The 24,677-nt window shown below is 59.2% G+C and carries 18 protein-coding genes and 1 pseudogene; 7 read left to right on the top strand and 12 right to left on the bottom strand.

The features are described from left to right. Nucleotides 1-23: 23 nt before the first annotated feature. The 3 genes from hutU to hutC form a co-directional block, all read right to left on the bottom strand. Complete coding sequence (gene hutU, locus F8N12_RS05780; RefSeq protein ID WP_150579586.1) at nucleotides 24-1,721, bottom strand: urocanate hydratase; 1,698 nt, start codon at nucleotides 1,719-1,721, stop codon at nucleotides 24-26. Between the two features lie 489 nt (nucleotides 1,722-2,210). Next, nucleotides 2,211-2,786, bottom strand: a complete 576-nt coding sequence (locus F8N12_RS05775) for a HutD family protein (RefSeq protein ID WP_150579585.1) — start codon at nucleotides 2,784-2,786, stop codon at nucleotides 2,211-2,213. Beyond that, nucleotides 2,783-3,493 (bottom strand): histidine utilization repressor, encoded by a 711-nt coding sequence (gene hutC / locus F8N12_RS05770; RefSeq protein WP_162493950.1) that lies wholly within the window; start codon nucleotides 3,491-3,493, stop codon nucleotides 2,783-2,785. The genes F8N12_RS05775 and hutC overlap by 4 nt, the downstream gene beginning before the upstream one ends. Nucleotides 3,494-3,639: 146 nt before the next feature. Here hutC and F8N12_RS05765 point away from each other — a divergent pair, with 146 nt between their 5' ends. Then, nucleotides 3,640-5,004, top strand: coding sequence for a formimidoylglutamate deiminase (locus tag F8N12_RS05765; protein ID WP_150579583.1), 1,365 nt, complete (start codon nucleotides 3,640-3,642; stop codon nucleotides 5,002-5,004). Between the two features lie 120 nt (nucleotides 5,005-5,124). Here the strand turns inward: F8N12_RS05765 and F8N12_RS05755 are convergent, their stop codons facing one another. Then, on the bottom strand, nucleotides 5,125-5,694 hold the full coding sequence (locus tag F8N12_RS05755) for a lipocalin family protein (protein WP_150579582.1): 570 nt from the start codon (nucleotides 5,692-5,694) through the stop codon (nucleotides 5,125-5,127). A gap of 30 nt (nucleotides 5,695-5,724) precedes the next feature. Continuing rightward, nucleotides 5,725-5,979, bottom strand: coding sequence for a hypothetical protein (locus F8N12_RS05750; protein ID WP_028620925.1), 255 nt, complete (start codon nucleotides 5,977-5,979; stop codon nucleotides 5,725-5,727). Nucleotides 5,980-6,241: 262 nt separating this feature from the next. Here F8N12_RS05750 and F8N12_RS28175 point away from each other — a divergent pair. Next, nucleotides 6,242-7,276: pseudogene (locus F8N12_RS28175) on the top strand (cache domain-containing protein); the annotation flags it as partial. 93 nt (nucleotides 7,277-7,369) lie between these two features. Further along, complete coding sequence (locus F8N12_RS28170; RefSeq protein WP_412072130.1) at nucleotides 7,370-8,134, top strand: methyl-accepting chemotaxis protein; 765 nt, start codon at nucleotides 7,370-7,372, stop codon at nucleotides 8,132-8,134. Between the two features lie 117 nt (nucleotides 8,135-8,251). On the opposite strand, the gene F8N12_RS05740 is transcribed toward F8N12_RS28170, so the two are convergent. The 5 genes from F8N12_RS05740 to F8N12_RS05720 form a co-directional block, all read right to left on the bottom strand. Next, a complete protein-coding gene (locus F8N12_RS05740; RefSeq protein ID WP_150579580.1) occupies nucleotides 8,252-8,854 on the bottom strand; it encodes a DUF924 family protein in 603 nt (200 codons plus the stop codon). 3 nt (nucleotides 8,855-8,857) lie between these two features. Further along, a complete protein-coding gene (locus F8N12_RS05735; RefSeq protein WP_028620929.1) occupies nucleotides 8,858-9,868 on the bottom strand; it encodes a class 1 fructose-bisphosphatase in 1,011 nt (336 codons plus the stop codon). 191 nt (nucleotides 9,869-10,059) lie between these two features. Next, nucleotides 10,060-11,427 (bottom strand): DUF3999 domain-containing protein, encoded by a 1,368-nt coding sequence (locus tag F8N12_RS05730; RefSeq protein ID WP_150579579.1) that lies wholly within the window; start codon nucleotides 11,425-11,427, stop codon nucleotides 10,060-10,062. Then, the gene (locus F8N12_RS05725) at nucleotides 11,424-14,645 is read right to left on the bottom strand and encodes a DUF2339 domain-containing protein (protein WP_150579578.1); all 3,222 of its coding nucleotides are present in this window, start codon (nucleotides 14,643-14,645) and stop codon (nucleotides 11,424-11,426) included. Before F8N12_RS05725 ends, F8N12_RS05730 begins: the two co-directional genes overlap by 4 nt. A gap of 171 nt (nucleotides 14,646-14,816) precedes the next feature. Beyond that, on the bottom strand, nucleotides 14,817-17,267 hold the full coding sequence (locus tag F8N12_RS05720) for a glycogen/starch/alpha-glucan phosphorylase (RefSeq protein WP_150579577.1): 2,451 nt from the start codon (nucleotides 17,265-17,267) through the stop codon (nucleotides 14,817-14,819). Nucleotides 17,268-17,526: 259 nt separating this feature from the next. On the opposite strand from F8N12_RS05720, the gene F8N12_RS05715 reads away from it, so the two are divergent. Next, nucleotides 17,527-17,967: a YkgJ family cysteine cluster protein gene (locus F8N12_RS05715; RefSeq protein ID WP_150579639.1), complete on the top strand. Its 441-nt coding sequence runs from the start codon at nucleotides 17,527-17,529 to the stop codon at nucleotides 17,965-17,967. Between the two features lie 213 nt (nucleotides 17,968-18,180). Here the strand turns inward: F8N12_RS05715 and typA are convergent, their stop codons facing one another. Both typA and thiI read right to left on the bottom strand, forming a co-directional pair. After that, nucleotides 18,181-20,001, bottom strand: coding sequence for a translational GTPase TypA (typA, locus tag F8N12_RS05710; protein ID WP_150579576.1), 1,821 nt, complete (start codon nucleotides 19,999-20,001; stop codon nucleotides 18,181-18,183). Between the two features lie 139 nt (nucleotides 20,002-20,140). Next, nucleotides 20,141-21,595 carry a tRNA uracil 4-sulfurtransferase ThiI gene (gene thiI, locus F8N12_RS05705; protein ID WP_150579575.1) on the bottom strand — a complete coding sequence of 485 codons (1,455 nt, stop codon included), beginning with the start codon at nucleotides 21,593-21,595 and terminating at the stop codon, nucleotides 20,141-20,143. Between the two features lie 331 nt (nucleotides 21,596-21,926). Here thiI and glnA point away from each other — a divergent pair, with 331 nt between their 5' ends. The 3 genes from glnA (at nucleotide 21,927) to F8N12_RS05685 (ending at nucleotide 24,657) form a co-directional block, all read left to right on the top strand. Next, nucleotides 21,927-23,333, top strand: coding sequence for a type I glutamate--ammonia ligase (glnA, locus tag F8N12_RS05695; RefSeq protein WP_150579574.1), 1,407 nt, complete (start codon nucleotides 21,927-21,929; stop codon nucleotides 23,331-23,333). Nucleotides 23,334-23,524: 191 nt separating this feature from the next. Further along, a complete protein-coding gene (locus F8N12_RS05690) occupies nucleotides 23,525-24,040 on the top strand; it encodes a DUF4124 domain-containing protein (RefSeq protein ID WP_150579573.1) in 516 nt (171 codons plus the stop codon). Continuing rightward, nucleotides 24,037-24,657 carry a DUF4124 domain-containing protein gene (locus tag F8N12_RS05685; protein ID WP_150579572.1) on the top strand — a complete coding sequence of 207 codons (621 nt, stop codon included), beginning with the start codon at nucleotides 24,037-24,039 and terminating at the stop codon, nucleotides 24,655-24,657. Before F8N12_RS05690 ends, F8N12_RS05685 begins: the two co-directional genes overlap by 4 nt. Nucleotides 24,658-24,677: the final 20 nt, after the last annotated feature.

Genomic DNA, 24,677 nt, shown 5'->3' with positions numbered 1-24,677 from the left:
GCGGCAGCTGCTACAGCGCGGGTTTATTTACCGGTAATCATCGGCAGGTTCAGGCCCTGCTCCTTCGCGCAGTCGATGGCGATCTGGTAACCGGCATCGGCGTGACGCATGACCCCGGTGGCCGGGTCGTTATGCAGCACGCGGGCGATTCGTTCGGCCGCTTCATCGGTACCGTCGCAGACGATCACCATCCCCGAATGCTGCGAGAAGCCCATGCCGACGCCGCCGCCGTGATGCAGGCTGACCCAGGTCGCGCCGCTGGCGGTGTTGAGCAGCGCATTGAGCAGTGGCCAGTCGGACACGGCGTCGGAACCGTCCTGCATCGATTCGGTTTCACGGTTCGGGCTGGCCACCGAACCGGAATCCAGGTGGTCACGACCGATCACGATCGGCGCTGACAACTCACCGCTACGCACCATTTCGTTGAACGCCAGACCGAGCTTGGCGCGCAGGCCCAGCCCGACCCAGCAGATACGTGCCGGCAGACCCTGGAAGCTGATGCGCTCACGGGCCATGTCCAGCCAGTTGTGCAGGTGCGCGTCGTCAGGAATCAGTTCTTTGACTTTGGCGTCGGTCTTGTAGATGTCTTCAGCGTTGCCCGACAGTGCAGCCCAACGGAACGGACCGATGCCACGGCAGAACAGCGGACGGATGTAAGCCGGCACGAAGCCCGGGAAGTCGAATGCGTTTGCCACGCCTTCTTCCTGTGCCATCTGACGGATGTTGTTGCCGTAGTCGAAGGTCGGGATGCCTTGCTTCTGGAATTCCAGCATCGCTTTGACGTGCACGGCCATCGACTGCTTGGCGGCTTTGATCACAGCGGCCGGTTCGGTCTTTGCGCGGGCGCGGTATTCGTCCCAGGTCCAACCGGCCGGAAGGTAGCCGTTGAGCGGGTCGTGGGCGCTGGTCTGGTCGGTGACCATGTCCGGACGTACGCCGCGCTTGACCAGTTCCGGCAGAATTTCTGCGGCGTTACCCAGCAGGGCGATGGAGATCGCTTTACCTTCCTTGGTGTATTTATCGATACGCGCGAGGGCATCGTCGAGGTCTTTGGCTTGCTCGTCGACGTAGCGGCTTTTCAGGCGGAAATCGATACTGATCTGCTGGCATTCGATGTTCAGCGAGCACGCGCCAGCCAAGGTTGCAGCCAGAGGTTGTGCACCACCCATCCCGCCCAGACCGGCGGTGAGGACCCACTTGCCAGTGAGGTCATCATTGTAATGTTGGCGACCGGCTTCAACGAAGGTTTCATAGGTGCCCTGGACGATGCCTTGGCTGCCGATGTAAATCCAGCTGCCGGCAGTCATCTGGCCGTACATGGCCAGGCCCTTGGCGTCGAGCTCATTGAAATGCTCCCAGCTCGCCCAGTGCGGTACCAGGTTGGAGTTGGCGATCAGAACGCGCGGTGCATTGCTGTGCGTCTTGAACACCCCGACCGGTTTGCCGGACTGCACCAGCAGCGTCTCATCGTCGTTCAAGTTAGTCAGACTTTCGACGATCTTGTCATAGCACTCCCAGTTACGTGCCGCGCGCCCGATACCACCGTAAACCACCAATTCCTTAGGGTTCTCGGCAACTTCCGGGTCGAGGTTGTTCATCAGCATGCGCAACGGCGCTTCGGTCAGCCAGCTTTTGGCGGTCAGCGTGTTACCGCGGGCAGCGCGGATTTCAACGTCACGGCGCCTGGTGAAAGAAGCAGTCGTAGATTTATTGTCAGTCACGAAAAAGACTCCTCAGCGATCAATTCAAACCAACCCTGGCAGTGGGCAAGCAGCCTGCGCGCTTCGTTGCGGCGCAAGCGAATCAGTGGACGCTGCAGAGAGTCTCGATCAACTCATACGCATACGTCTTTACTTGTATGTACAAGCATATGCAATCGAGCGGCCAACTTTTTGAATCAAATCTTTTGAGAGAACCAGCGCAGGGCTGGAGAGCGCCTGAACCGTGGGTTCTGGCGAAGATGAAATTTTTGCAGGGGATTTTGCGGAGGGGTGGCTGCTGTTTTTAAGCGTAGCTTTGCGCCACGCTGGGGCGTTCGGTAACAAGATGGTGCGCGATGGGAAACAGGTAAAGAGGCTCTTGTGGTGAGGGGGCTTGGCGAAACGTCGCACCGCCCCGTGGGCTGCGCAGCAGTCCTGTTGTTTTTTTGGGGCCGCTTCGCGACCCCACGGGGGCAAGCCCCCCCCACAGTGGATCCGGTCAGCAGTTGATCAGCGTGCGGTCAGTTCGATTACGCAGCAGGCGCCGATAATGGAGACTTCCTGCAAGCCACTGTTTGCGTCCAGTTGCAGGCAATCATGGCGATCCAGTTGTGAGGCGCTGTTACCGACGTTGACTACCAGCGCATCGCTGACACTGAACACCAGCACCGTTTCCGCCGAAGTGAGAAACCGTTGCTCGCCTTCCAGCCACTGCAGCCTTGCGCTGTAACGTTGCGGCGCGTAGATCAGATTAAAATCGCGGATCGGTCCGCCGAGCAGGGAGCAGGAAACCCGGCTTTCCCCGCTGAATGCATAGGGGTCCAGCGGTAACAGCGCGCGGGTATCCTGGCCGTCGACGCGCAAGGTCATGCCCTTGCCTTGCAGAACAGTGATCACGCGCTGGTAGCCGGCGAAGGTGGAAAAGCCGCCCGACTCGCCAATGTCGGCAATCGACAGACGCCAGCCAAAACCATCAAGACCCGTCCCCGCGTCGCGGGTGATTTCTTCGGTGCTGCCGCCGCCGTTTTTCCACGGCATGCGCGGATAGTCTCTGGCGCGTAGAACGCGTAGTTGAAGCTCACTCATTTATGAAACCGTCCTTCCAGACGATGACGGGAACCCGGGTGAATCAAACGGGCGGCGGTCACTGGCTGACGGCCCGACCAGGTGCGGCGACGAATCAGCAGGCACGGCTCGCCCTTCTCGATCTGTAACAACTTGCACTCGGACGATTCAGCGAGGATCGCTTCAACCACGTGTTCACCTTCAGTCAACGGCGCGACCTGGTTCAGATAGGCGTAAGGCGTCTGCAGGGTGAAATCCTGTTTGAGGTAGTCCGGTGCCACCAACGCGTTAACGAAACGGTCTTCGATTTGCACCGGAATATCGTTTTCGAAATGCACGATCAGCGAGTGGAAGACTTTCTGCCCCTCGCGCATGTCCAGCGCCAGCGCACGTTCGGAGCCCGCCGCCTCTTCTTCGAGGGTGATCACCTTGCAGGTATGGCGATGGCCGCGCGAGGCGATTTCATCAGCGATGTTGTGCACTTCAAACAGCGCCGACTGGCTTTTTGGCTCGGCGACGAACGTACCGACACCTTGCATGCGCACCAGCAGACCGTCGGCCGTCATCTCGCGCAGGGCACGGTTGATGGTCATGCGGCTGAAGCCGAGCTGGTTGACCAACTCGCTTTCCGACGGAACGCGGTAATGCGGCGGCCAGTTACCACTGTCGATCTGCTGGGTGATCATCTGTTTGACGCGGGCGTACAAGGGCGCCGGACTGTCGCCCATCTGTGCGGCCAACGGTGACACTGGGGGCGGAGTCGGCACGGTTAATCCTTGATCGTCTGATAGTGGTCGCTAGCTTGCCGCAGTTTACCGGGCAGGCAAACGTCTGTATATGTATATACAAATAACACACGATGGGGTGCCGAACCATGTCCGCTTTCTTTGCCGATCGCGCGCTGCTGCCTAACGGATGGGCCAACGATGTACGCCTTGAAGTCAACGCCGACGGCGTTTTGACCGATATCCAGGCCAATTCCCACGCAGCTGGCGCCGAGCGGTTAAGGGGTCCGGTGCTGCCGGGAATGCCCAACCTGCACTCCCACGCGTTCCAGCGAGCGATGGCCGGTTTGGCGGAAGTGGCCGGTAATCCAAACGACAGTTTCTGGACCTGGCGCGACCTGATGTACCGCCTCGTCGGAAAAATCAGCCCGGATCAGCTCGGAATCATCGCCCGGCAGCTGTACATCGAAATGCTCAAGGCCGGTTACACCTCGGTCGCAGAATTCCACTACGTTCATCACGACGCCAGCGGCCAGCCATACGCCGACCCGGCCGAACTGGCGGTGCAAATCAGTCAGGCGGCGCGGTCTGCCGGCATTGGCCTGACCCTGCTACCAGTGCTCTACAGTCACTCCGGTTTCGGCGGCCAGATGCCGAACGACGGTCAGCGCCGGTTTATCAACAGCACCGAGAACTATCTGAAGCTTCAAGCGCATCTGGAGCCGATCCTCGCGAAACAGCCCGCGCAATCCCTGGGTTTGTGTTTCCACTCATTGCGCGCGGTCACGCCGCAGCAGATCAGCGAAGTACTCGCGGCCAGCGACAAGTCGTGCCCGGTGCACACTCACATCGCCGAGCAGCAGAAGGAAGTCGATGACTGCCTGAGCTGGAGTGGTCGTCGTCCGCTGCAATGGCTTTATGAAAACGCCGACGTCGATGAGCGTTGGTGCCTGGTCCACGCCACCCACGCCAACCCGGAAGAAGTCACGCTGATGGCCAAGAGTCGCGCCATTGCCGGCTTGTGCCTGACCACCGAGGCTAATCTCGGCGACGGAATTTTCCCGGCAGTGGACTTTCTGGCTCAAGGTGGGCGGATGGGCATCGGCTCCGACAGTCATGTGTCATTGAGTGTGGTGGAAGAATTGCGCTGGCTGGAATACGGCCAGCGTTTGCGTGATCAGCGCCGTAATCGTTTGTATGGTGCGGACCAGCCGATGGTCGGCCGCACGCTGTATGACGCAGCACTGGATGGCGGCGCGCAGGCGCTGGGGCAACCGATTGGTGCGTTGGAAGTTGGCAAACGGGCGGACTGGCTGGTGCTCGATGGCAACGATCCGTACCTGGCGACGGCCAAGGGCGACGGTATTTTGAATCGCTGGTTGTTCGCCGGTGGCGATCGCCAGGTGCGTGACGTGCTGGTCAATGGCCAGTGGGTGGTGCGGGACGGGCGTCATGCGGCTGAAGAAGAGAGCAGCCGCGCGTTCACCCAGGTTCTGCGCGAACTCCTGGGCTGACATCAAAACAATTGTGGGAGTGAGCCTGCTCGCTATAGCGCCATCAGCCTCAATATCAATGCTGACGGACAGTCCGCTATCGCGAGCAGGCTCACTCCCACAATGGATCTTTGCCGGTCGTCAATGCGACGTCTTCGCCATCTGCGTATCCGACGCTCGCCAGATCAGTCGCGTGGTGTCGTAACCTTGCTGACGTGCTTTGCTCAGCAGCTCTTCACGCACTACGCCATTGACTGAAGGGGACCGCGACAGCAGCCACAAGTACTTGCGACTTGGATCGCCAACGATGGCGGTCTTGTAGTCATCGCTGACATACAACACCCAGTATTGACCCTTGGCGACCCCGGGCAGCAAACGCGAGAACCAGGTATCAAACTCGACCCACAACTTGTCGGTCTTGGCCGGCACTTGCGGATAAGCCGTGCCTTTAGCCTCTTCCCATTGCCAGTTTTCAGTCAGGCAGCGGTTCAATACCAGTACGTTGCCATCAGGCTTGAGTGTGTAATGAGCTTCGGATTGCGCGCAGTTGCGCTGAAAATACATCGGCAATCGAGCCAGTTCGTACCAGGTCCCTTGGTACTTCTTCAGATTGACACTGTCGACGGTTTTCGGCGCCAAAGGATCTTCGCCAGAAGTGGCGCAACCAGCCAGTACCAGGCCAGCAAAAAGGAGGATCAATAACCGCTTCATTGTTTTTCTCCCGCGGGCAATTGCCCCGGTTTACTTCAGGCCTTGGCCGGAAAACATCAGCACTTTGTCACCGGCATACTGCACGCTGATAAAGCTGTTCTTGTCGCCCCAGGTGCAGCTGGACATGCCGAGCGCACCTGAACAATCGGTTGCTTTGCCGAGCAAGGCTTCAACTTCGGCCTTGGGCATGCCTGCCTCCAACTTGGAATAATTTTCCTGATTGACCTTGCTGCATGCGGCCAGCAGCACGCAGAACGACAGCAAGGCGATGGATCGCAGCGACATGTTGAAACTCCTGGAGCAAAGGGGGTTGGCATAGGCTGCCAAGCTGAACCTTAGAAGAGCAAACCCCTATCTGGTTCCCCGATAGTCTGGCTATTTCTGGCACCGCTCGTCTGGCTTTTTTTACATTTCAGGAACTTTCGCTCGCTATTGAGCATTTCGTCGCTTCCAGCAAAAAGCGCCTAATCTTTGACGCTGAGCTGTCGACATATTCATCAGGAAGAAATTTGCGCCTACAACAGCCCCCCTTCGCGGTAGCTCACCAATGACCAGAAACATGAAATTCAGCCACAAGATCCTGTTGGCTGCCGCCCTCGTGGTGGCCGTTGCATTCGCTTGTTTCATAATGTTCAACGACTATCGCCAGCGCCAGACGTTGCGCAGCAGCACTGAAACGTCGATGCAGGAACTCGGCAGCCTGACCACCAGCAACATTCAGACCTGGCTGGAAAGTCGCATCCACTTGCTGCAATCGCTGTCCCAGCAGATCGCCGTGGACGGCAGTGCGCCGGCCAGTCTCAAGCGCGCCATTGACCTGCCCGCTTACACCAGCAATTTTCAGCTGAGCTATTTCGGCGGCACTGACGGGGTGATGTTCTCGATCCCGGCCGGCAATCGCGCCGCCGACTACGACCCTCGCGCCCGCGGCTGGTACAAAGCGGCCAACAGTGCGCAGCAAACTGTCGTAACAGAACCGTACATCGCGGCCTCTTCGGGCAAACTGGTGATCACCGTTGCCACACCCGTGAAACGTGAAGGTCAGATGATCGGCGTCGCCGGTGCTGACATCGACCTGTCCAGTGTCAGCGCGATCATCAATTCGTTGAATTTCGGTGGCCACGGTCATGCGTTCATCGTCGGCGCCGACGGCAAGATCCTGATCCACCCGGACAGCAAACTGGTGCTGAAGAACCTGACCGAGGCGTACCCAAGCGGCGCACCGCAGGTCAGCCCCGGCATGAAAGAGGTCGAGATCGACGGCAAGCGCCAGTTCATTTCCTTCACCCACGTCAACGGCGTGCCGTCGGCGGACTGGTATGTCGCACTGGTGCTGGATCAAGACACCGCGTTCGCCATGCTCGGCGAATTCCGCACTTCGGCGATCATTGCCATGGTCATCGCCGTAGTGATCATCATTGCGCTGCTGGGCATGCTGATCAGTTTCCTGATGCAGCCGTTGCTGACCATGGGCCGCGCCATGCATGACATCGCCGAAGGCGAAGGCGACCTGACCAAACGCCTGACGATTCACGGCCAGGATGAATTCGGTGCACTGGGCACCTCGTTCAACCGTTTCGTGGAGCGCATTCATACCTCGATCCGTGAAGTGTCTTCGGCCACCGGCCAGGTAAACGAAGTCGCCCTGCGCGTAGTTGCTGCGTCAAACTCGTCGATGCTCAACTCCGACCAGCAAGCCTCGCGCACCAGCAGTGTCGCCGCCGCAATCAATCAACTGGGCGCAGCCGCCCAGGAAATCGCCCAGAACGCCGCCCTCGCCTCTCAGCATTCCAGCGACGCGCGCGCGATGGCCGAAGAGGGCCAGCAAGTGGTGGATAAGACCATTACTGCAATGCAGCAGCTGTCGGCGAAGATCAGCGATTCGTGCGGCAATATCGAAACGCTCAACAGCAACACAGTGAACATCGGGCAGATTCTGGAAGTGATTACCAGCATTTCGCAGCAAACCAACCTGCTGGCACTTAATGCCGCCATTGAAGCGGCCCGTGCCGGTGAAGCCGGGCGTGGTTTTGCCGTGGTCGCCGACGAAGTCCGCAACCTCGCCCACCGCACCCAGGATTCGGCACAGCAAGTGCAAAAAATGATCGAGGAGTTGCAAGTCGGCGCCCGCGAAGCAGTCAGCACCATGACCGACAGCCAGCGCCAGAGCGAAAGCAGCGTCGGCATCGCCAACCAGGCGGGCGAGCGTCTGGGCAGCGTGACTCAGCGCATCGGCGAAATCGACGGAATGAACCAGTCGGTGGCGACCGCGACTGAAGAGCAGACGGCGGTGGTGGAGTCGATCAACGTCGACATTACCGAGATCAACATGCTCAACCAGGAAGGGGTGGAGAATCTGCAATCAACCTTGCGCGCGTGCTCGGACCTTGAGCAGCAGGCGGCGCGGTTGAAGCAGCTGGTGGGTAGTTTCAGGATTTAAGGCGCTCTCACTGGCCTCATCGCCAGCAGGCTGACTCCCACAGGGGATTTGTGAACCACGCAAACCAAATGTGGGAGACAGCCTGCTGGTGATGGCGGCATCAGCAACAATGAAGAATCAGAATCTGGACCCAGGCTCCGAAAGGAACGCCAACTCCTCGACCGTCGACTCCCGCCCAAGCACCGCGTTCCGGTGCGGAAAGCGTCCAAACCGCGCAATGACCTTCTGATGCTTCTCGGCAAAGTCCAGGTAGTCGGCGAACAGTGCCCGATCAGCCTCGGGCAGCTGCGCGAGCAGGTCGATGTAGCGCGAAACGCCCTCGTTCTGCACCGCCAGGTTTTCGCAATGCTCGAACACCAGATAGATGAACACCCGCTGAATCGGCCGCAACTGACGATCGAAATCCGCCGCAATGCCTTGGGCCACCAGCGCCTGAGCTCTAAGGTCACCTGAGAAGGATTTGGGCGAATCGCGATAGATCATGCGCGGTAACTGATCAAGCAACAGCACCAGTGCCAGCCAACCTTCGGGACGTTGCGCCCACTCGGTCAAATTGCCGGCCAGTGCCTGCTCGACCCAGCCCCCGAAACGCGTGCGCGCTTCGAGGTCCTGGCTGTCGCGCTTGCCGAACCATAACCTGCCCTTGGCAGCCACTGTCTCTTGCGCTGATCCGGAAGAACCGAACCACCATTCGAGCAATGGCTGCCAAGGCGCAGTCATGGTTTATTCCTTGTGGTAAGCCGTGACGCGTGCAACTTCTTCTTTCGAACCGAGGTACACCGCTACGCGCTGATGCAGGCCTTCAGGCTGAATGTCGAGGATGCGCTGATGGCCGTCGGTGGACGCACCGCCCGCTTGCTCAACCAGGAACGACATCGGGTTGGCTTCGTACATCAGGCGCAGTTTGCCCGGCTTCGATGGCTCGCGACTGTCGCGTGGGTACATGAACAGGCCGCCACGGGTCAGGATGCGGTGCACGTCGGCAACCATCGCGGCCACCCAGCGCATGTTGTAGTTCTTCTTCAGCGGGCCTTCCTCACCGGCCAGCAATTCGCTGACGTAACGCTGCACCGGTGCTTCCCAGTGACGCTGGTTGGACGAGTTGATGGCAAATTCCTGGGTGGACTCAGGAATGGTGATGTCTTCATGAGTGAGCACGAAGCTGCCCATTTCACGGTCCAGGGTGAAGCCTTTCACGCCGTCGCCCAAGGTCAGCACGAGCATGGTTTGCGGGCCGTAGATGGCATAACCGGCCGCTACCTGCTCGGTGCCTGGCTGCAAGAACGCCTTTTCATTCAGGGCTTCGTTCTGGCTGAGGTATTCGCTCGGGCAACGCAGTACCGAGAAAATGGTGCCGACCGGGGCGTTGATGTCGATGTTCGACGAACCGTCCAGTGGGTCGAATACCAGCAGGTAGGCACCTTTCGGGTATTTGCCCGGGATCTGGTAAGCGTTGTCCATTTCTTCGGACGCCATGCCGGCCAGGTGACCGCCCCATTCGTTGGCTTCGAGCAGAATCTCGTTGGAAATCACGTCGAGTTTCTTCTGCACTTCGCCCTGGACGTTTTCAGTGCCCATGCTGCCCAGAACACCACCCAGGGCGCCTTTAGACACGGCGTGGCTGATTTCTTTACAGGCGCGCGCCACCACTTCGATCAGGAAACGCAGATCGGCAGGCGTGTTGTTGCTACGGGTCTGCTCAATCAGATAGCGACTCAGGGTAACGCGGGACATGGAAGGCTCCGGTGGAATGGGGGGGGCTAAAAACCCGCGCAGTTTAGCGCGAGTCAGCACGCATTTCCTCCTATCAGACGTGATCCGCCCAAGAGAGTTCATGCGTCGGGTTTAGCGTAGTTGGAAACAGCTCAGTTGAGCGCTGAAAATGAACGGCCATTACGAATCGCTCTTCGCCCGAAAGCCAGCCTTCAGGAGCTGGCTGGCGGCTTGCGCAGCAGACTGAACGCCATCGCCGCGAGGAACAAAACACTCAATAGCAACACGGCCCACAAGCCGAACTTCTTCCAGTCAGTGTCGGCCTGCAAGGTCGAGGTCGCCGTTGATGTCGGCTCGACCATCGCCGCTTCATCTACCGCAGCCCTTCCCAGCGACGCCAGCTTCGCTGCGGTGTAATCCGGGATCAACGTCGCCAACGGCAGGTTCGCCGCTTTTACCGTCGCGTTGCCCAGCGCCAGCGTATAAGGCCCGGCCCCTCGCGCGAGGAACACCAGTTGCGTCGAGCGCACAGCGAATTTCACCGACGGAGCTTCAGCACCCAGCCCACCGCCGCGCTCATCGACTGTCAGTTTCAGCTGCTGCAGGGTTTGACCCGACAGTTGCAATTCATTCTGCACCACCTCTTGACCATCCCGGGTCAGGCGATAGAGCACGCCGCTACTCAGCGGTTGCCAGGGCAGGCTACTGTCGCGACGACCGGACAACGTCACCGGCGCCAGACTGTTGGGCTGGTTCAATTCAATCTGCACACGTTCGACGTTCAGCCCGGTCGGTAACTGCCAGGTATATTCACCGGGCTTCGCGGTGCTGCCGGCCAACGATTGCGACCAGGACAACGGCAACGGCACACTACGGGCGCTTTGCAGTCGCGCCGAAGTCAACGTCGGCGCCGATTGCGGCGTCTTCCACAGCAAGCGCAAATAACGCGCCGATTGTCCCGGCAGGTCGACTTCATGCTGCTCGACGCGCTCGTCGGCGAAGGTCAGGCGCGCAACCTGACCGTCGCCCCACGACTGCCAATGCTGCAAATCATCGCTGGCTTCGATGCTGAAAACCTGGAAACCGTCTCGCTCGCTGGTCCAGTCCAGAACCAACTGCTGCAGTGGCGCCTTGATCGCGCTGGCGTCGAGCAACCAGCCGCGCAGCACTTCTTCCCCCGCCTCCAACTGGCTGGACGGTTGCACCTGCACCAACGTGCCGTTGGGGTTTGATTGCACACGCACGATCGGCGCCCGCTCGGTGTCGTCCGCCGCGCTGTACAACGGGAACCACTTCACGTCGGTCAGGATTCGCGCTTCACTGCTTGCGGGAATTGTCCTGGCCAGGGCGTAGCCTTGAACCTCGCCGGCGGCGTTGAACACGCGCACATCGCCGAGGTCTGTCTGGTGCGCATTCAATTGCGCGGCCAGTGGCAACTCAAGGCGATACCACGGCCCCTGCCCGCTCACGGTCAACGGCAACTGGGTGGCAAAATCCGCAGGCTTGTCCTGTGCATTGACTGCCAGCGCCACGCCCATTGCAACAACACCCCACCAGCCCAGACTCAGCTTCAGACTCAAGACGACACTCCTTCGGATTGCGGACGCTCGGCATCCGCAGCAGCCTCGGCGCGCCTGGGCGGCAACGGTGCGAAATAACCCACCACCAGCAGCAAAATACCAACGCCGATAAACGAAACGATCCGCGCCAGCCCGCCACGGTTACTCAACTCGACAAAGAACAGTTTGGCCACCACCACACCAATCAACGCAGCGCCGATCAACCAGACTTCGCGACGATGGCGCAGATGGCCGCCAATCATCAGGCTCAACGCCATCAAGGTCCAGACGATGGAAAGACCGGCCTGCACCTGCATCGACGCAAGCAGCAAATCCAGCTCGAACGGTACGCCGCCCCAATGGTGCGCGGTGCGATTCACCAGTGCGGTAAAGAAGGCAAACAACGAGACGCCAAGGATCAGCTGCGTCGCGTGGCCGGCGTAATCCTGACGAATCGTCAGTTGCGCCATCGCACTGCGCGACCAGACGTAGACACCGAACAGCGCGAACAACAGGCCCAGCTCCAGAGGGTTCATCAGCGGCACATAAGGCAGCGGCTCGGCGGCGCCGCTGCTGACAATGTTCGCCAGCCAGAACCAGCCGAGCATCAGCAACGCCAACGGTGCGGCGGCATACACCCGGTACTCGCGTGAATACGCCGATACGGGCCATGGCCACGCACGCGGCGCGGCCATCAGCAGCAGATACAGACTCGGGATAATTGCCCAACCCAACCAACGCCAGGCATTGTAGTGCTCGGATAACAGCAGCATGGCGTAACGCATCTCGAGCGCCAGCACACCCATCAACAGCCAGCAGCCGAGGACATGGGCGACGCTGACAGCCTGCGCCGGCAGCATCGGTGCCAGTCGCCGCAGCGAGAGGAAATGCACCGCGAACACTGCCGTCCAGACCAGCCAGCCGAAGTCTGCGGCCGGGTGATAACGGCTGTGCAACACGCCGAGCAGCACCAGAGCAGCGGCAGGTATCAGCGACAGACAAAGCAAACCCAGCGACGTCCATTTCAGGCGTAACGCCAGCAACGTCCACAGCGCAATGCTGATTGCGATGGCCGTGAGCAGCAGGGTCGCTTGCAGATTCGCCGGAGCGAATCGCAGTATTTCAGCGCCCCACGCCAGCGCCCACCATCCCGCGCCCCACACCAGCAACACATCGGACACACGCTGCAGGCTGAGCCCGCTGATGTGCGTGCCCAATTGCAAGCGCCATGCTCCGACCAACGCGACCACGCCGAGCACCAACGGCGGCCAGAACCCGCTGTTCGTCAGCGCAGTCAGACCGTCGGCGGATGGCCAAAACCCGCCCGCTCCCGCGACCAGATAAGCCGATCCTGCAAGCAGTTGCACGGCTAACGCAGTGAAGACGAACGTGCGCGAGGGCAGGCGCAGGCCGACAAGCAATGTCGCCAACCCGGCCAGCGCCCAGCTCATCACCGTACCGTGAATGAGGAAAAACAGCGGCGCCAACAGATAGAGAAAGCTCAGCCCAAGGCACGCCAGCACCGGCATCCCTTTGCGCTCCCACGCCGAGGTCTGCTCGGGAGAAGCTTTGCGTAGCTGCCGGAAGCTGAACAACAATGCCACGCCAAGCATCAAGGCGCCCAGCGGCGTGCCTTGCAGCAGGCTGCTTTCGCCGAATCGCAGCTCACTGAGAAAGGCCAGCGCCGCACCCAGTTGCAGCAACAGTGCAAAGGCTCTGGCAAAGGGTCGCTGCTGACGCAGGCCGAGCCAGAAGATTCCCGCGCCCTCCACGGCCCATGCAGCGGTGGTCCAGCGTGCATCGAGGCCCAACGGAATCGCCAGGCTGGTGAAAATCACTCCGAGGGCCAGGCAGGTTTCAGCTAATAACAGCGCGCGTCCACCCATCAGCCAACGGGCGAGTCCCATGTAAATCATGCCCAAGGCAAGGGCGCTGAACGCCGCAGCAAACTCCAGATGTTGAACCAGCGCGAACTGCAAACCGAAACCTACCAGCGGCGGACCGAACAACATCGTGCCGTCGACGTAATCGCCTTTGCGGGCCGACCAGCGCAACAGCGCATCACGGCTGTCGTCCTCGGGCGCATCGCTCATTTCCCGCAACTTACGCCGGGCGAACAACAGACCGATGGCCAGGTACATCAGGAAAAACAGGATCAGGAATGGTTCGGTGCTCCACAGCATGTCCGGCGTGTAGGCACGCAAACCCCAGGCGACACCGATGCCGAAGGTGCCGACAAAACCGATCACGTTGAGCAGCCGCCAGGCCTTGAACCACGCGATGGCAAGGATGCCGGCGTTGAGTAATGCGAAATAGCTGAACAGTGCAACGTGGTTGCCGGCCCCCGTGGACGTGAGGATCGGTGCGGCAAACCCGCCCAGCGCCGCTACGGCAGCCAGCGCCATGGCATCCTGCCTGATCGCGAGAATGGCCGAGAACACGGTGACTACCACCAGCAGACCGAGCGCTGCGGACGGGTCGAGCAACGGATGCAAACGCATCGCGGCAAATACTGTCAGGTACAACACCGCAATGCCGGCCCCCTGCAACATCAGCGCGAAATGGCTATTGCGCCGCCGCAACCACCAGCCCAGCGCCAGCAGCCCCAACGCCGCTGCCGCGACGCCTGCGTAACGCAATTCAATCGGCACCACGACACCCTCGGTGGCGTAGCGCAACAGAAACGCCAGCCCGAGGAACAACAGCACCACACCGACGCGCAGCACGGTATTGCCGCCAAACAGCCAGTTGCGTGCCGCAGTGATCGCGCGATCGATCATGTTCTGACCGTGAGGCTCAAGCGGTTGGCGGGCCGCTCGGGTAACAGGTGCCGAATTCCACACATCGTCAGGTAGCGCATGGCTGGACAGCGTAGAAGTCGCGGCTACGGGTTCGAGCTCGGGCGGCAGGTCCCAGTTCAACTCCGGGGAAGCTTCAGGAATTTCGTCGAGGGTGAAATGGGGGGTCAGTACCGGCTCGCCGCTCGCTGAAGCCTCTGGCATTGCTGGCGCTTGAACACTGGACGGTTCCAGCAGCGCCAGTCGTTGCTGCAGACCATTGAGGGCGATCTGCGTTTGTTCAAGCAGTCGACGCTGCTCGGCTGCCTGTGCATCGAGACGGCCAATGCGAATGGCCTGGCCAACACCCGCGCCGAGCAACGCGCCCAGCAGCGCATCGCTGAACGACTCGTCGAGTACCCAGCCCAGCACCAGCCCAATCAGCATGAACATCCATTGCATGGTCGATATCCCTAAGCGCAGAGGCCAATCCGAGAAGATTAGCGCAGCCCGAACAGAAAGATCGCAGCCCTCGGCAGCTCCAACACCCTGCGTTAAGTGAACGCTGACTGTAGGAGCTGCCGAAGGCTGCGATCTTGTCCGACGCGCCAGTATATCGAGCCTATCGTGGATTTACTCCAACGCTTTCCAGATCTCCGTCGCGTACTCACGAATGGTTCGGTCCGAGGAGAACCAGCCCATGCGCGAGGTGTTCAACACTGCCGAACGCCACCATTGCTGCGAATCATGCCAGTGCGCTTCGACGCGCATTTGCGCATCCCAGTAGGAATCGAAATCGGCACACACCAGGAATCGATCATAGTCGATCAACGAATCGATGAGGCCGGTATAACGCGATGGATCATCCGGCGAGAACACCCCGCCGCGGATCGCTTGTAATACATCATTGAGGCGATGCGAGGCAGCAATGTCCGGCGTCGCATTAAACTCGTGGTTCTGCTTGCGCGCTTCCACCTGCTGCGCGCTCAGGCCGAAAATGAACATGTGCTCGGCGCCGATGCGCTCGCACATTTCCACGTTGGCACCGTCCAGCGTGCCGATGGTCAGGGCGCCATTGAGGCCGAATTTCATGTTGCTGGTGCCCGACGCTTCGAAACCGGCGGTGGAAATCTGCTCGGACAGATCCGCTGCCGGAATGATGCTCTCCGCCAGACTGACGTTGTAGTTGGGCAGGAACACCACCTTGAGCAAACCGCGCACCGTCGGATCGTTGTTCACGACGCGAGCGATGTCGTTGGTCAGCTTGATGATCAACTTGGCCTGGTGATAACTCGCTGCCGCTTTACCGGCGAAAATCTTCACACGCGGCACCCAGTCGACTTCCGGCTCGGCGCGAATCGCCTGATACAGTGCGACGGTGTGCAGCAAGTTGAGCAACTGGCGTTTGTATTCGTGGATCCGTTTGACCTGAACGTCGAACATCGCCGCCGGATTGACCGCCACGCCGAGTCGCTCGTGAATGATGTAGGCCAGGGCTTTCTTGCTATGCAGACGCTGCTCGGCGAAGGCTTTGCGGAACGCCGGTTGCTCGGCGAACGGTTCCAGATCGAGCAAACGTTCTTCCGGGTTATCCAGCAGATCGGGGCCGAGCGCATCGACCAGCATCGAGGTCAATTCAGAGTTGGCCTGATACAACCAGCGGCGGAAGGTGATGCCGTTGGTCTTGTTGTTGATTCGCTCCGGGTAAAGCTTGTGCAGCTCGGAGAACACGGTTTTGCGCATCAGTTGCGTGTGCAGCCCTGATACGCCGTTGACGCTATGTGAGCCGAGAAACGCCAGGTTACCCATGCGCACGCGGCGACCGTTGTCTTCTTCGATCAGCGATACAGCGCGCAGCACTTCAAAGTCGTGAACGCCTTTGGCGCGCAGAGAATCGATGTGTTGAGCGTTGATCAGGTAAATGATCTGCATGTGCCGCGGCAGCATGCGCTCCATCAAGCCGACCGGCCAGGTTTCCAGCGCTTCGGGCAGCAGCGTGTGGTTGGTGTACGACAGCGTGTCCACTGTAACCTGCCACGCTGCATCCCACGCCACGTCATAGACGTCGACCAGCTGGCGCATCAGCTCCGCCACTGCGATCGAGGGGTGAGTGTCGTTGAGCTGGATGGCCGCGTGGTCGCCCAAGGTCAGCACGGAGGTGTGCGTGTTGCGATGGCGTCGCAGCAAGTCTTGCAACGATGCTGCAACGAAGAAATATTCCTGACGCAGGCGCAGTTCCTGACCGGCCTCGGTGCTGTCGGCAGGGTAAAGCACGCGGGAAATACTTTCCGCACGGGCAACTTCGGCGACGGCGCCCAAGTGGTCACCCGCGTTGAAGCGCTCCAGGTGCAGGTCTTCCACAGCGCGGGCGCGCCACAGACGCAAGGTGTTGACGCTCGCTCCGCGCCAGCCAACCACCGGCGTGTCGTACGCAATGGCGCGCACGGTTTCTGCCGGGGTCCAGACTTGTTTGGTTTTACCCGACTCGTCGGTGACCGTTTCGACACTGCCGCCGAAACCGATCGGATACACCACTTCTGGTCGCTCGAACTCCCACGGGTTGCCGAAATCCAGCCAGTGTTCCGTCTGCTCCTGCTGCCAGCCATCGACGATGGCCTGGCGGAACAAGCCGTGTTCGTAACGGATGCCATAGCCGTGGCCGGCAATGCCGAGGGTCGACATGCTTTCCATGAAGCACGCGGCCAGACGGCCGAGGCCGCCGTTGCCCAGTGCAGCATCGGGTTCGAGCAAGCGGATGCGCTCGATGTCCACGCCCAGTTCGGTCATGGCTTCACGGGCGACGTCGAGCAGGCCGAGGTTGCTCAGGCTGTCGTAGAGCAGCCGGCCGATGAGAAATTCAAGGGAGAGGTAGTAAACCCGTTTCTGGCCTTTGCGGTAGATCTGCCGGGTGTGGTCCATCCAGTGCTCGACCATATGATCGCGCGCGGCGAGCGCGATGGCTTCGAACCAGTCGTGGTCGAAGGCATGATCCGGGTCTTTGCCCACTGCATAGGTGAGTTTGGTCAAGACGGCGTCGCGAAATGCGGCCACCTCTGCTTCGCGAACAAGTGGTTCTTGAGTCATCGATAGGACCTCGAGCGAGCGTAAAGTTTCTGAGCCTAGACGCTCTGACAGGCAGCCGAGGCTCTTGTTCGGGAGTTTTCCCTGATAGTGCGAAATCCGTCGCCATTACATTGGCATGTGCCTGATTCAATGCAGGGGGCGTGCCGTAAAACCAGGGATTTGGCACGGCACGACAAAAAATCTGGCGAAAGGTTGTTCAAAAATCCACCAGTCCCGGTATGATCGCGCGCCCTGATGCACACGCTGGTAACAACTGATGATGAAGTCCAACCTGATCGCTGCCGCTGAGATCGATCGCCTGGATACCTGGGCCAAGTATTCTGCACCTATGTGCGGCTCCTGCGTATCCAGCTGCTGCACGCTGCCGGTCGAGGTCAAGATCAAGGATCTGATCCGCATCGGCATCGTCGATGAATTCGAGCGTGGCGAACCGGCGAAAAACATCGCCAAGCGTTTGCAGAAGGAAGGGATCGTCGAGCGCTACAACCAGAAATCGGAAATTTTTACCCTGCAGCGCATGAGCAATAACGATTGCCTGTACCTGGATCGTAAGAGCCGTTTGTGCACTATTTATGACAAGCGCCCGGACACTTGCCGCAATCACCCCAAGATCGGGCCGCGGCCAGGGTATTGCGCTTACAAGCCCAAGGAAGTGGTGCGCGAGACCAGCAGCTCGCGGCGTACCCTCGAGAAGTTCTGATCCAGACTCTCGCTATCTGACCGGGCCTCATCGCGAGCAGGCTCGCTCCCACAGGGTTCGGCGCCGAACAAAGAGCCTGTGAACACCACAATTCGCTGTGGGAGCGAGCCTGCTCGCGATGAGGCCAGCACAAACACCGCGCAAACCCCAGACAAACAAAAACGCCCCCGATCTCGCGATCGGGGGCGTTTTTTTGTCTGCTAACTAAATGACTTAGTTACCGGACTTCTTGGCAGCGCGGGTACGCTCGCTTTCGCCCAGGATCTTCTTACGAAGACGGATGGACTTAGGAGTGACTTCGCACAATTCGTCTTCTTGAACGAATTCCAGAGCTTGTTCCAGGGTGAAACGGATAGGCGGAACCAGAGCGATGGTTTCGTCTTTACCCGAGGCACGCATGTTGTCGAGCTTCTTGCCTTTGGTTGGGTTGACGCCCAGATCGTTGTCGCGGCTGTTGATGCCGACGATTTGACCTTCGTACACGTCTTCACCGTGACCCAGGAACAGTTTGCCGCGCGCTTGCAGGGTTTCCAGCGAGTAAGTCAGAGCCTTACCGGTAGCAACCGAAACCAGCACGCCGTTCTGACGGCCGGACATGTCGCCGGACTTCATCACGTCGTAACGGTCGAAGATCGAGGTCAGGATGCCTGCACCGGAGGTCAGGGTCAGGAACTCGTTACGGAAACCGATCAAGCCACGAGCCGGGATGTTGTACTCAAGGCGCACACGGCCCTTGCCATCCGGAACCATGTTGGTCAGGTCGCCTTTACGGATACCGATCTGTTCCATGATCGAACCTTGCGATTCTTCAGGCAGGTCGATGGTCACGTTTTCGTACGGTTCGTGCTTGACGCCGTCAACCATACGGATGATCACTTCCGGACGACCAACACCCATTTCGAAGCCTTCGCGACGCATGGTTTCGATCAGTACGGACAAGTGCAGCTCGCCACGACCGGAGACTTTGAACTTGTCGGCGGTGTCGCCTTCTTCTACGCGCAGAGCAACGTTGTAGAGCAGTTCCTTGTCCAGACGTTCCTTGATGTTACGGGACGTCACGAACTTGCCTTCTTTACCGCAGAAAGGCGAGTCGTTTACCTGGAAGGTCATGGAAACGGTTGGCTCGTCAACGGTCAGCGGCTTCATCGCTTCAACGTTCAACGGGTCGCACAATGTGTCCGAGATGAACAGCTGATCGAAACCGCTGATGCAGACGATGTCGCCGGCAGCTGCTTCGTCAACGTCGATACGGTGCAGACCGTGGTGACCCATCAACTTCAGGATACGACCGTTACGCTTCTTGCCGTCGGCGTCGATAGCGACAACCGGAGTGTTCGGCTTGATGCGGCCACGAGCGATACGGCCAACGCCGATAACACCCAGGAAGCTGTTGTAGTCCAGTGCCGAGATTTGCATCTGGAACGGACCATCGCGGTCGACTTTAGGCGCTGGTACGTTGTCGACGATCGACTGGTACAGCGGGGTCATGTCTTCAGCCATGTCGGTGTGTTCCAGACCGGCAATGCCGTTCAGGGCCGAGGCGTAGACGACTTTGAAGTCCAGTTGTTCTTCGGTAGCACCGAGGTTGTCGAACAGGTCGAAGATCTGGTCGAGAACCCAGTCCGGACGCGCGCCTGGACGGTCAACCTTGTTGATCACCACGATTGGACGCAGGCCGGCTTCGAAAGCCTTCTTGGTCACGAAACGGGTTTGCGGCATAGGGCCGTCTTGAGCGTCAACCAGCAGCAGAACGGAGTCAACCATCGACATTACGCGTTCAACTTCGCCGCCGAAGTCGGCGTGGCCCGGGGTGTCCACGATGTTGATGTGGAAGCCGTTCCAGTTGATGGCGGTGTTTTTCGCCAGAATGGTAATACCGCGCTCTTTCTCCTGGTCGTTGGAGTCCATCACGCGTTCGTCGTTGAGCTCGTTGCGCTCCAGGGTGCCGGATTGACGCAAGAGCTTGTCTACCAGGGTGGTTTTACCATGGTCAACGTGAGCAATGATGGCGATGTTGCGTAGATTTTCGATCACTTGTGTATCTCGATCAGAGGATTCGGTGTGCTGACAAGTCTTGGCAGCGATTAACAGTAGAGTCAGGCCTTGCCGTTACAGCTTGACGGCAGAGTCGGGGGGCCGGTGACGCAGGCCACAGGCAAACAGCCCCGGGCTCTTAGCTCGGTCGATAAACGCGCACATTGGCATGCCCCTCACTGAGCAAATGGTGGGCATGCAGGCGACTCATCACGCCTTTGTCGCAATACAGCAGGTACTGGCGAGTAGGGTCCAGTTCCTTGAAACGAGCGTTCAATGCATAAAACGGCATCGCTTGTACCTCAATGCCAGCGAGTTCCAGCGGCTCGTCTTCAGCGGCATCCTGATGACGGATGTCGATGATGATCTGGCCCGCCAGTGCTTCGCTGACTTCTTCGATCTGCAAGTCCTGGCCCAATTCGTCGATCACGCGATCGATCGGCACCAGTTTGGCGTTCTCGAGCGCACGCTCAAGGACTGCCATGTCGAATTCTTTCTCTTCATGCTCCACGCGCGGACGCTTGGCGTGGGTCTTGGGGTTCACCGAGATGACCCCACAATACTCCGGCATGTGCTTGGCGAAATCGGCAGTGCCGATTTCGTTGGCCAGGTCGATGATGTCCTGCTTGTGACTGGCGATCAGCGGACGCAAGACCAGCTTGTCGGTCACGCAGTCGATCACGGACAGGTTCGGCAATGTCTGGCTCGACACCTGGGAAATCGCTTCGCCGGTGACCAGCGCTTCGATGTCCAGCCGATCGGCAATACGGGAAGCAGCGCGCAACATCATACGCTTCAAAACTACACCCATATGACTGTTATCGACTTTCCCGAGAATTTCTCCCAGAACTTCCTCGAACGGCACACTGACAAATAACACGCGTTGGGAGCTGCCGTACTTCTTCCAGATGAAGTGCGCGACTTCCATAACGCCCAGTTCATGGGCCCGTCCGCCCAGATTGAAGAAGCAGAAATGGCTCATCAGGCCACGGCGCATGATCTGGTAGGCGGCAACGGTGGAATCGAACCCGCCCGACATCAGCACAAGCGTCTGTTCCAGCGCACCCAGCGGATAACCACCGATGCTGTCGTGCTGGTTGTGAATCACGAACAACCGTTTGTCGCGAATTTCGATCCGAACCTCGATTTGCGGCTCTTTCAGCGAAATTCCGGCAGCACCGCACTGGCGACGCAGCTGGCTGCCGACGTATTTTTCGACGTCCATCGAAGTGAATTCGTGCTTGCCGGCACGCTTGCAGCGCACCGAAAAAATCTTCCCGGCCAGGGCGTCACCGAAGTGCAATTTGCACTTGGCCACGATGTCGTCGAAGTCACCCAGCGGGTATTCGTCGACCTGCAGGAAATGCGCGATACCCGGCATGCAACTCAGGCGCTCGGTCATCTCCTTCAGTACTTTGGGCTCAGCTACGCGGGTCTCCAGCTCGAGATTGTCCCACACACCGTTCACCACCACGGCCGGGTCCAGGTCACGGAGCACGGTGCGGATGTTTTTGGCCAACTGGCGGATGAAACGCATCCGTACCGGGCGGCTCTTGATGGTGATCTCGGGGAAGACTTTTACGATTAGTTTCATGAAAACAGCGCGCGCTGGGCCAGCCGAAAAAGGGGGGCGCGGATTATAGCGGAAATTGCTCAAGGTTTAACCAGTTAATGTGCAGAAGGTTTGCGCGCACCAAAACAGGTCATTTACAGTTTAAAGCGCTACATTACGGGGCGATAAAATCTAAAGAAATGCCATTCAGGCCTTTATAAGCGTGATATCGGTGCAGAAAACCCATGCTGGGGCACTGGCATGCAATTTGCTCCCTTGTGAGGCAGGTTGCCTTGGCAGAGTATTCGCGCCGGCATCACCCACATTCCAAGGGCTATTCCACTACCAGGCCCGAAGCCACCCGGAGGACACTATGTCGAAGTCGGTTCAACTCATCAAAGATCATGACGTCAAGTGGATTGATCTGCGCTTCACAGACACCAAAGGCACTCAGCACCACGTGACCATGCCGGCTCGCGACGCGCTGGAAGACGACTTCTTCGAAGTTGGCAAGATGTTCGACGGCTCCTCCATCGCTGGCTGGAAAGGCATCGAAGCGTCCGACATGATCCTGCTGCCCGACGACAGCACTGCCGTACTCGATCCGTTCACTGAAGAACCGACCCTGATTCTGGTGTGCGACATCATCGAGCCTTCGACCATGCAAGGCTATGACCGCGACCCACGCGCCATCGCCCACCGCGCCGAGGAATACCTCAAGTCCACCGGCATCGGCGACACCGCTTTCTTCGGTCCTGAACCCGAGTTCTTCATTTTCGACTCGGTAAAGTTCAAATCCGACATCTCCGGCTCCATGTTCAAAATTTTCTCCGAGCAAGGCTCGTGGATGTCCGACCAGGACGTGGAAGGCGGCAACAAAGGCCACCGTCCAGGCGTGAAAGGCGGCTACTTCCCGGTCCCACCGTTCGACTTCGACCATGAAATTCGCACCTCCATGTGCAACGCGCTGGAAGAAATGGGCCAGACCGTCGAAGTTCACCACCACGAAGTGGCGACTGCCGGCCAGAACGAAATCGGTGTGAAGTTCAACACCCTGGTGGCCAAGGCTGACGAAGTTCAGACCTTGAAATACTGCGTGCACAACGTTGCAGACGCCTATGGCCGCACCGCGACCTTCATGCCTAAGCCGCTGTACGGCGATAACGGCTCGGGCATGCACGTTCACGTTTCGATTTCCAAAGACGGCAAGAACACCTTCGCCGGCGAAGGCTATGCCGGCCTGTCCGACACTGCCCTGTACTTCATCGGCGGTATCATCAAGCACGGTAAAGCCCTGAACGGCTTCACCAACCCGTCAACCAACTCCTACAAGCGTCTGGTCCCAGGTTTTGAAGCACCGGTCATGCTGGCCTACTCGGCACGCAACCGCTCCGCCTCGATCCGCATTCCTTACGTGAACAGCCCTAAAGGCCGCCGTATCGAAGCGCGCTTCCCAGACCCGGCGGCCAACCCTTACCTGGCTTTCGCGGCGTTGATGATGGCTGGCCTGGACGGCATCCAGAACAAGATCCACCCTGGCGATGCGGCTGACAAAAACCTGTACGACCTGCCGCCTGAAGAGGCGAAAGAGATCCCACAAGTTTGCGGCAGCCTGAAAGAAGCCCTGGAAGAGCTGGACAAGGGTCGTGCGTTCCTGACCAAAGGCGGCGTGTTCTCCGATGACTTCATCGATGCTTACATCGCGCTGAAAAGCGAAGAGGAAATCAAGGTCCGCACCTTCGTGCACCCACTGGAATATGAGCTGTACTACAGCTGCTGATCCGGTAGCGCTGCGGCACGCAGCGTGACAATAAGAGGCCTCCTTCGGGAGGCCTTTTTTATGCGCGGGATTCAGGCCTGACGAAGAACCCCTGTGGGAGAGTGGAAATCATGCGCAAATGTTAACCGCTTGGGTCTACCGCCACCCTTGGCCTATGCTGCAAGCCAACGCTTTGAGATCGGGTCGATGTTATGGGTCGTGGTTTTCTATTTGTCCTGCTGTTGATCGCCCTGCCTGCGGCAGCGCAGATTTACAAGTACACCGACGCCGCCGGCAACACCGCCTACAGCAATCAGCCACCCGACGGCGTCAAGGCCGAAGCGGTTGAGCTGCCGCCACTCAACAGTGTTGAATCACCAACGCCGACCGCAACTGCGCAGCCCACCGAAGCCAATAGCCGCGAGCAACCGCAAAGCGCCTACGAGGTGCTGGAGCTGACCAACCTGCCAACCACCGAAGCCCTGCGCGCCAACAACGGTACGTTTACCGTAAACGTACTGATCAAGCCGCGCCTGCAAGGCCCTCATCTTTTCCGGCTGTTTCTGGACGACCAGCCATACGGCCAGCCGAGCAACGTGCCGATCCTGCAACTGGTCAACATAGATCGCGGCACTCACAGCCTGGCGGTGCAAGTCATCAGCGGCGAAGAGATTGTTCAACAAAGTCCATCCGTCACCTTCACCGTTCAACGGGTGCATACACCGTGAGGTGGTGGCTCCTGATCACTTACCTGAGTGCCCTGCCGGTTTCGGCGGAGGTGTTCACCTATATCGACGCCCAGGGTAATCGGGTTTTCACCGACCAGCCCGGGACGGGCAATGCCAAACGTGTACCGCTGGCGCCGAGCAATCGCATGTCCGCCAACCCGACCGGCGCGGCGCCGCCAGCTGCAGAAAAAAACTCCTCGCCCAAGCCCGCGCTCCACTACAACATGCTGCGGTTGTTGATTCCCGAACCCGACGCCACTGTCCGCAGTACTGCCGGTGAACTGATCGTCACCGCTACCAGTGAGCCCGGCCTGCAACGCGGCCATCGCTATCGTTTGCTGTTGGACGGCCAGGCCACCGGAGAGCCCGGCCCCAGCCCGGTTTTCGCACTGACCGATGTCGATCGCGGTACACATAACCTGTCCGTCGAGATCATTGACGAACAGGGACGCACCGTCGAGCGCACCGCCAATCAACCCTTCCACATGCAGCGCATTTCCCTCGCGCAGAAACGCCAGATCAAACCCTGCGCACTCGCCGATTATGGCCAAAGGCCGGAATGTCCGCTCAAGGACAAACCCGTAGAAGAAAAAAATCCCTTTCTGCGTTTCTTTTAGCGCCATCTGCATTTTCGCAC

Origin of the sequence: Pseudomonas fluorescens (assembly GCF_902497625.1) — a bacterium.
In the GTDB taxonomy this organism is placed as follows: Bacteria; Pseudomonadota; Gammaproteobacteria; order Pseudomonadales; family Pseudomonadaceae; genus Aquipseudomonas; species Aquipseudomonas fluorescens_BQ.
This window is presented reverse-complemented; position numbering and strand designations above follow the sequence as displayed.

What these genes read in the sequence shown, in the direction of transcription:
- F8N12_RS05775 (WP_150579585.1), bottom strand. Translation starts at nt 2,786, where the DNA reads ATGAGTGAGCTTCAACTACGCGTTCTACGCGCCAGAGACTATCCGCGC.
- F8N12_RS28170 (WP_412072130.1), top strand. Translation starts at nt 7,370, where the DNA reads ATGCTCAACTCCGACCAGCAAGCCTCGCGCACCAGCAGTGTCGCCGCC.
- F8N12_RS05755 (WP_150579582.1), bottom strand. Translation starts at nt 5,694, where the DNA reads ATGAAGCGGTTATTGATCCTCCTTTTTGCTGGCCTGGTACTGGCTGGT.
- F8N12_RS05735 (WP_028620929.1), bottom strand. Translation starts at nt 9,868, where the DNA reads ATGTCCCGCGTTACCCTGAGTCGCTATCTGATTGAGCAGACCCGTAGC.
- F8N12_RS05765 (WP_150579583.1), top strand. Translation starts at nt 3,640, where the DNA reads ATGTCCGCTTTCTTTGCCGATCGCGCGCTGCTGCCTAACGGATGGGCC.
- F8N12_RS05720 (WP_150579577.1), bottom strand. Translation starts at nt 17,267, where the DNA reads ATGACTCAAGAACCACTTGTTCGCGAAGCAGAGGTGGCCGCATTTCGC.
- thiI (WP_150579575.1), bottom strand. Translation starts at nt 21,595, where the DNA reads ATGAAACTAATCGTAAAAGTCTTCCCCGAGATCACCATCAAGAGCCGC.
- F8N12_RS05725 (WP_150579578.1), bottom strand. Translation starts at nt 14,645, where the DNA reads ATGCAATGGATGTTCATGCTGATTGGGCTGGTGCTGGGCTGGGTACTC.
- F8N12_RS05740 (WP_150579580.1), bottom strand. Translation starts at nt 8,854, where the DNA reads ATGACTGCGCCTTGGCAGCCATTGCTCGAATGGTGGTTCGGTTCTTCC.
- glnA (WP_150579574.1), top strand. Translation starts at nt 21,927, where the DNA reads ATGTCGAAGTCGGTTCAACTCATCAAAGATCATGACGTCAAGTGGATT.
- F8N12_RS05750 (WP_028620925.1), bottom strand. Translation starts at nt 5,979, where the DNA reads ATGTCGCTGCGATCCATCGCCTTGCTGTCGTTCTGCGTGCTGCTGGCC.
- F8N12_RS05690 (WP_150579573.1), top strand. Translation starts at nt 23,525, where the DNA reads ATGGGTCGTGGTTTTCTATTTGTCCTGCTGTTGATCGCCCTGCCTGCG.
- F8N12_RS05715 (WP_150579639.1), top strand. Translation starts at nt 17,527, where the DNA reads ATGAAGTCCAACCTGATCGCTGCCGCTGAGATCGATCGCCTGGATACC.
- hutC (WP_162493950.1), bottom strand. Translation starts at nt 3,493, where the DNA reads ATGGGCGACAGTCCGGCGCCCTTGTACGCCCGCGTCAAACAGATGATC.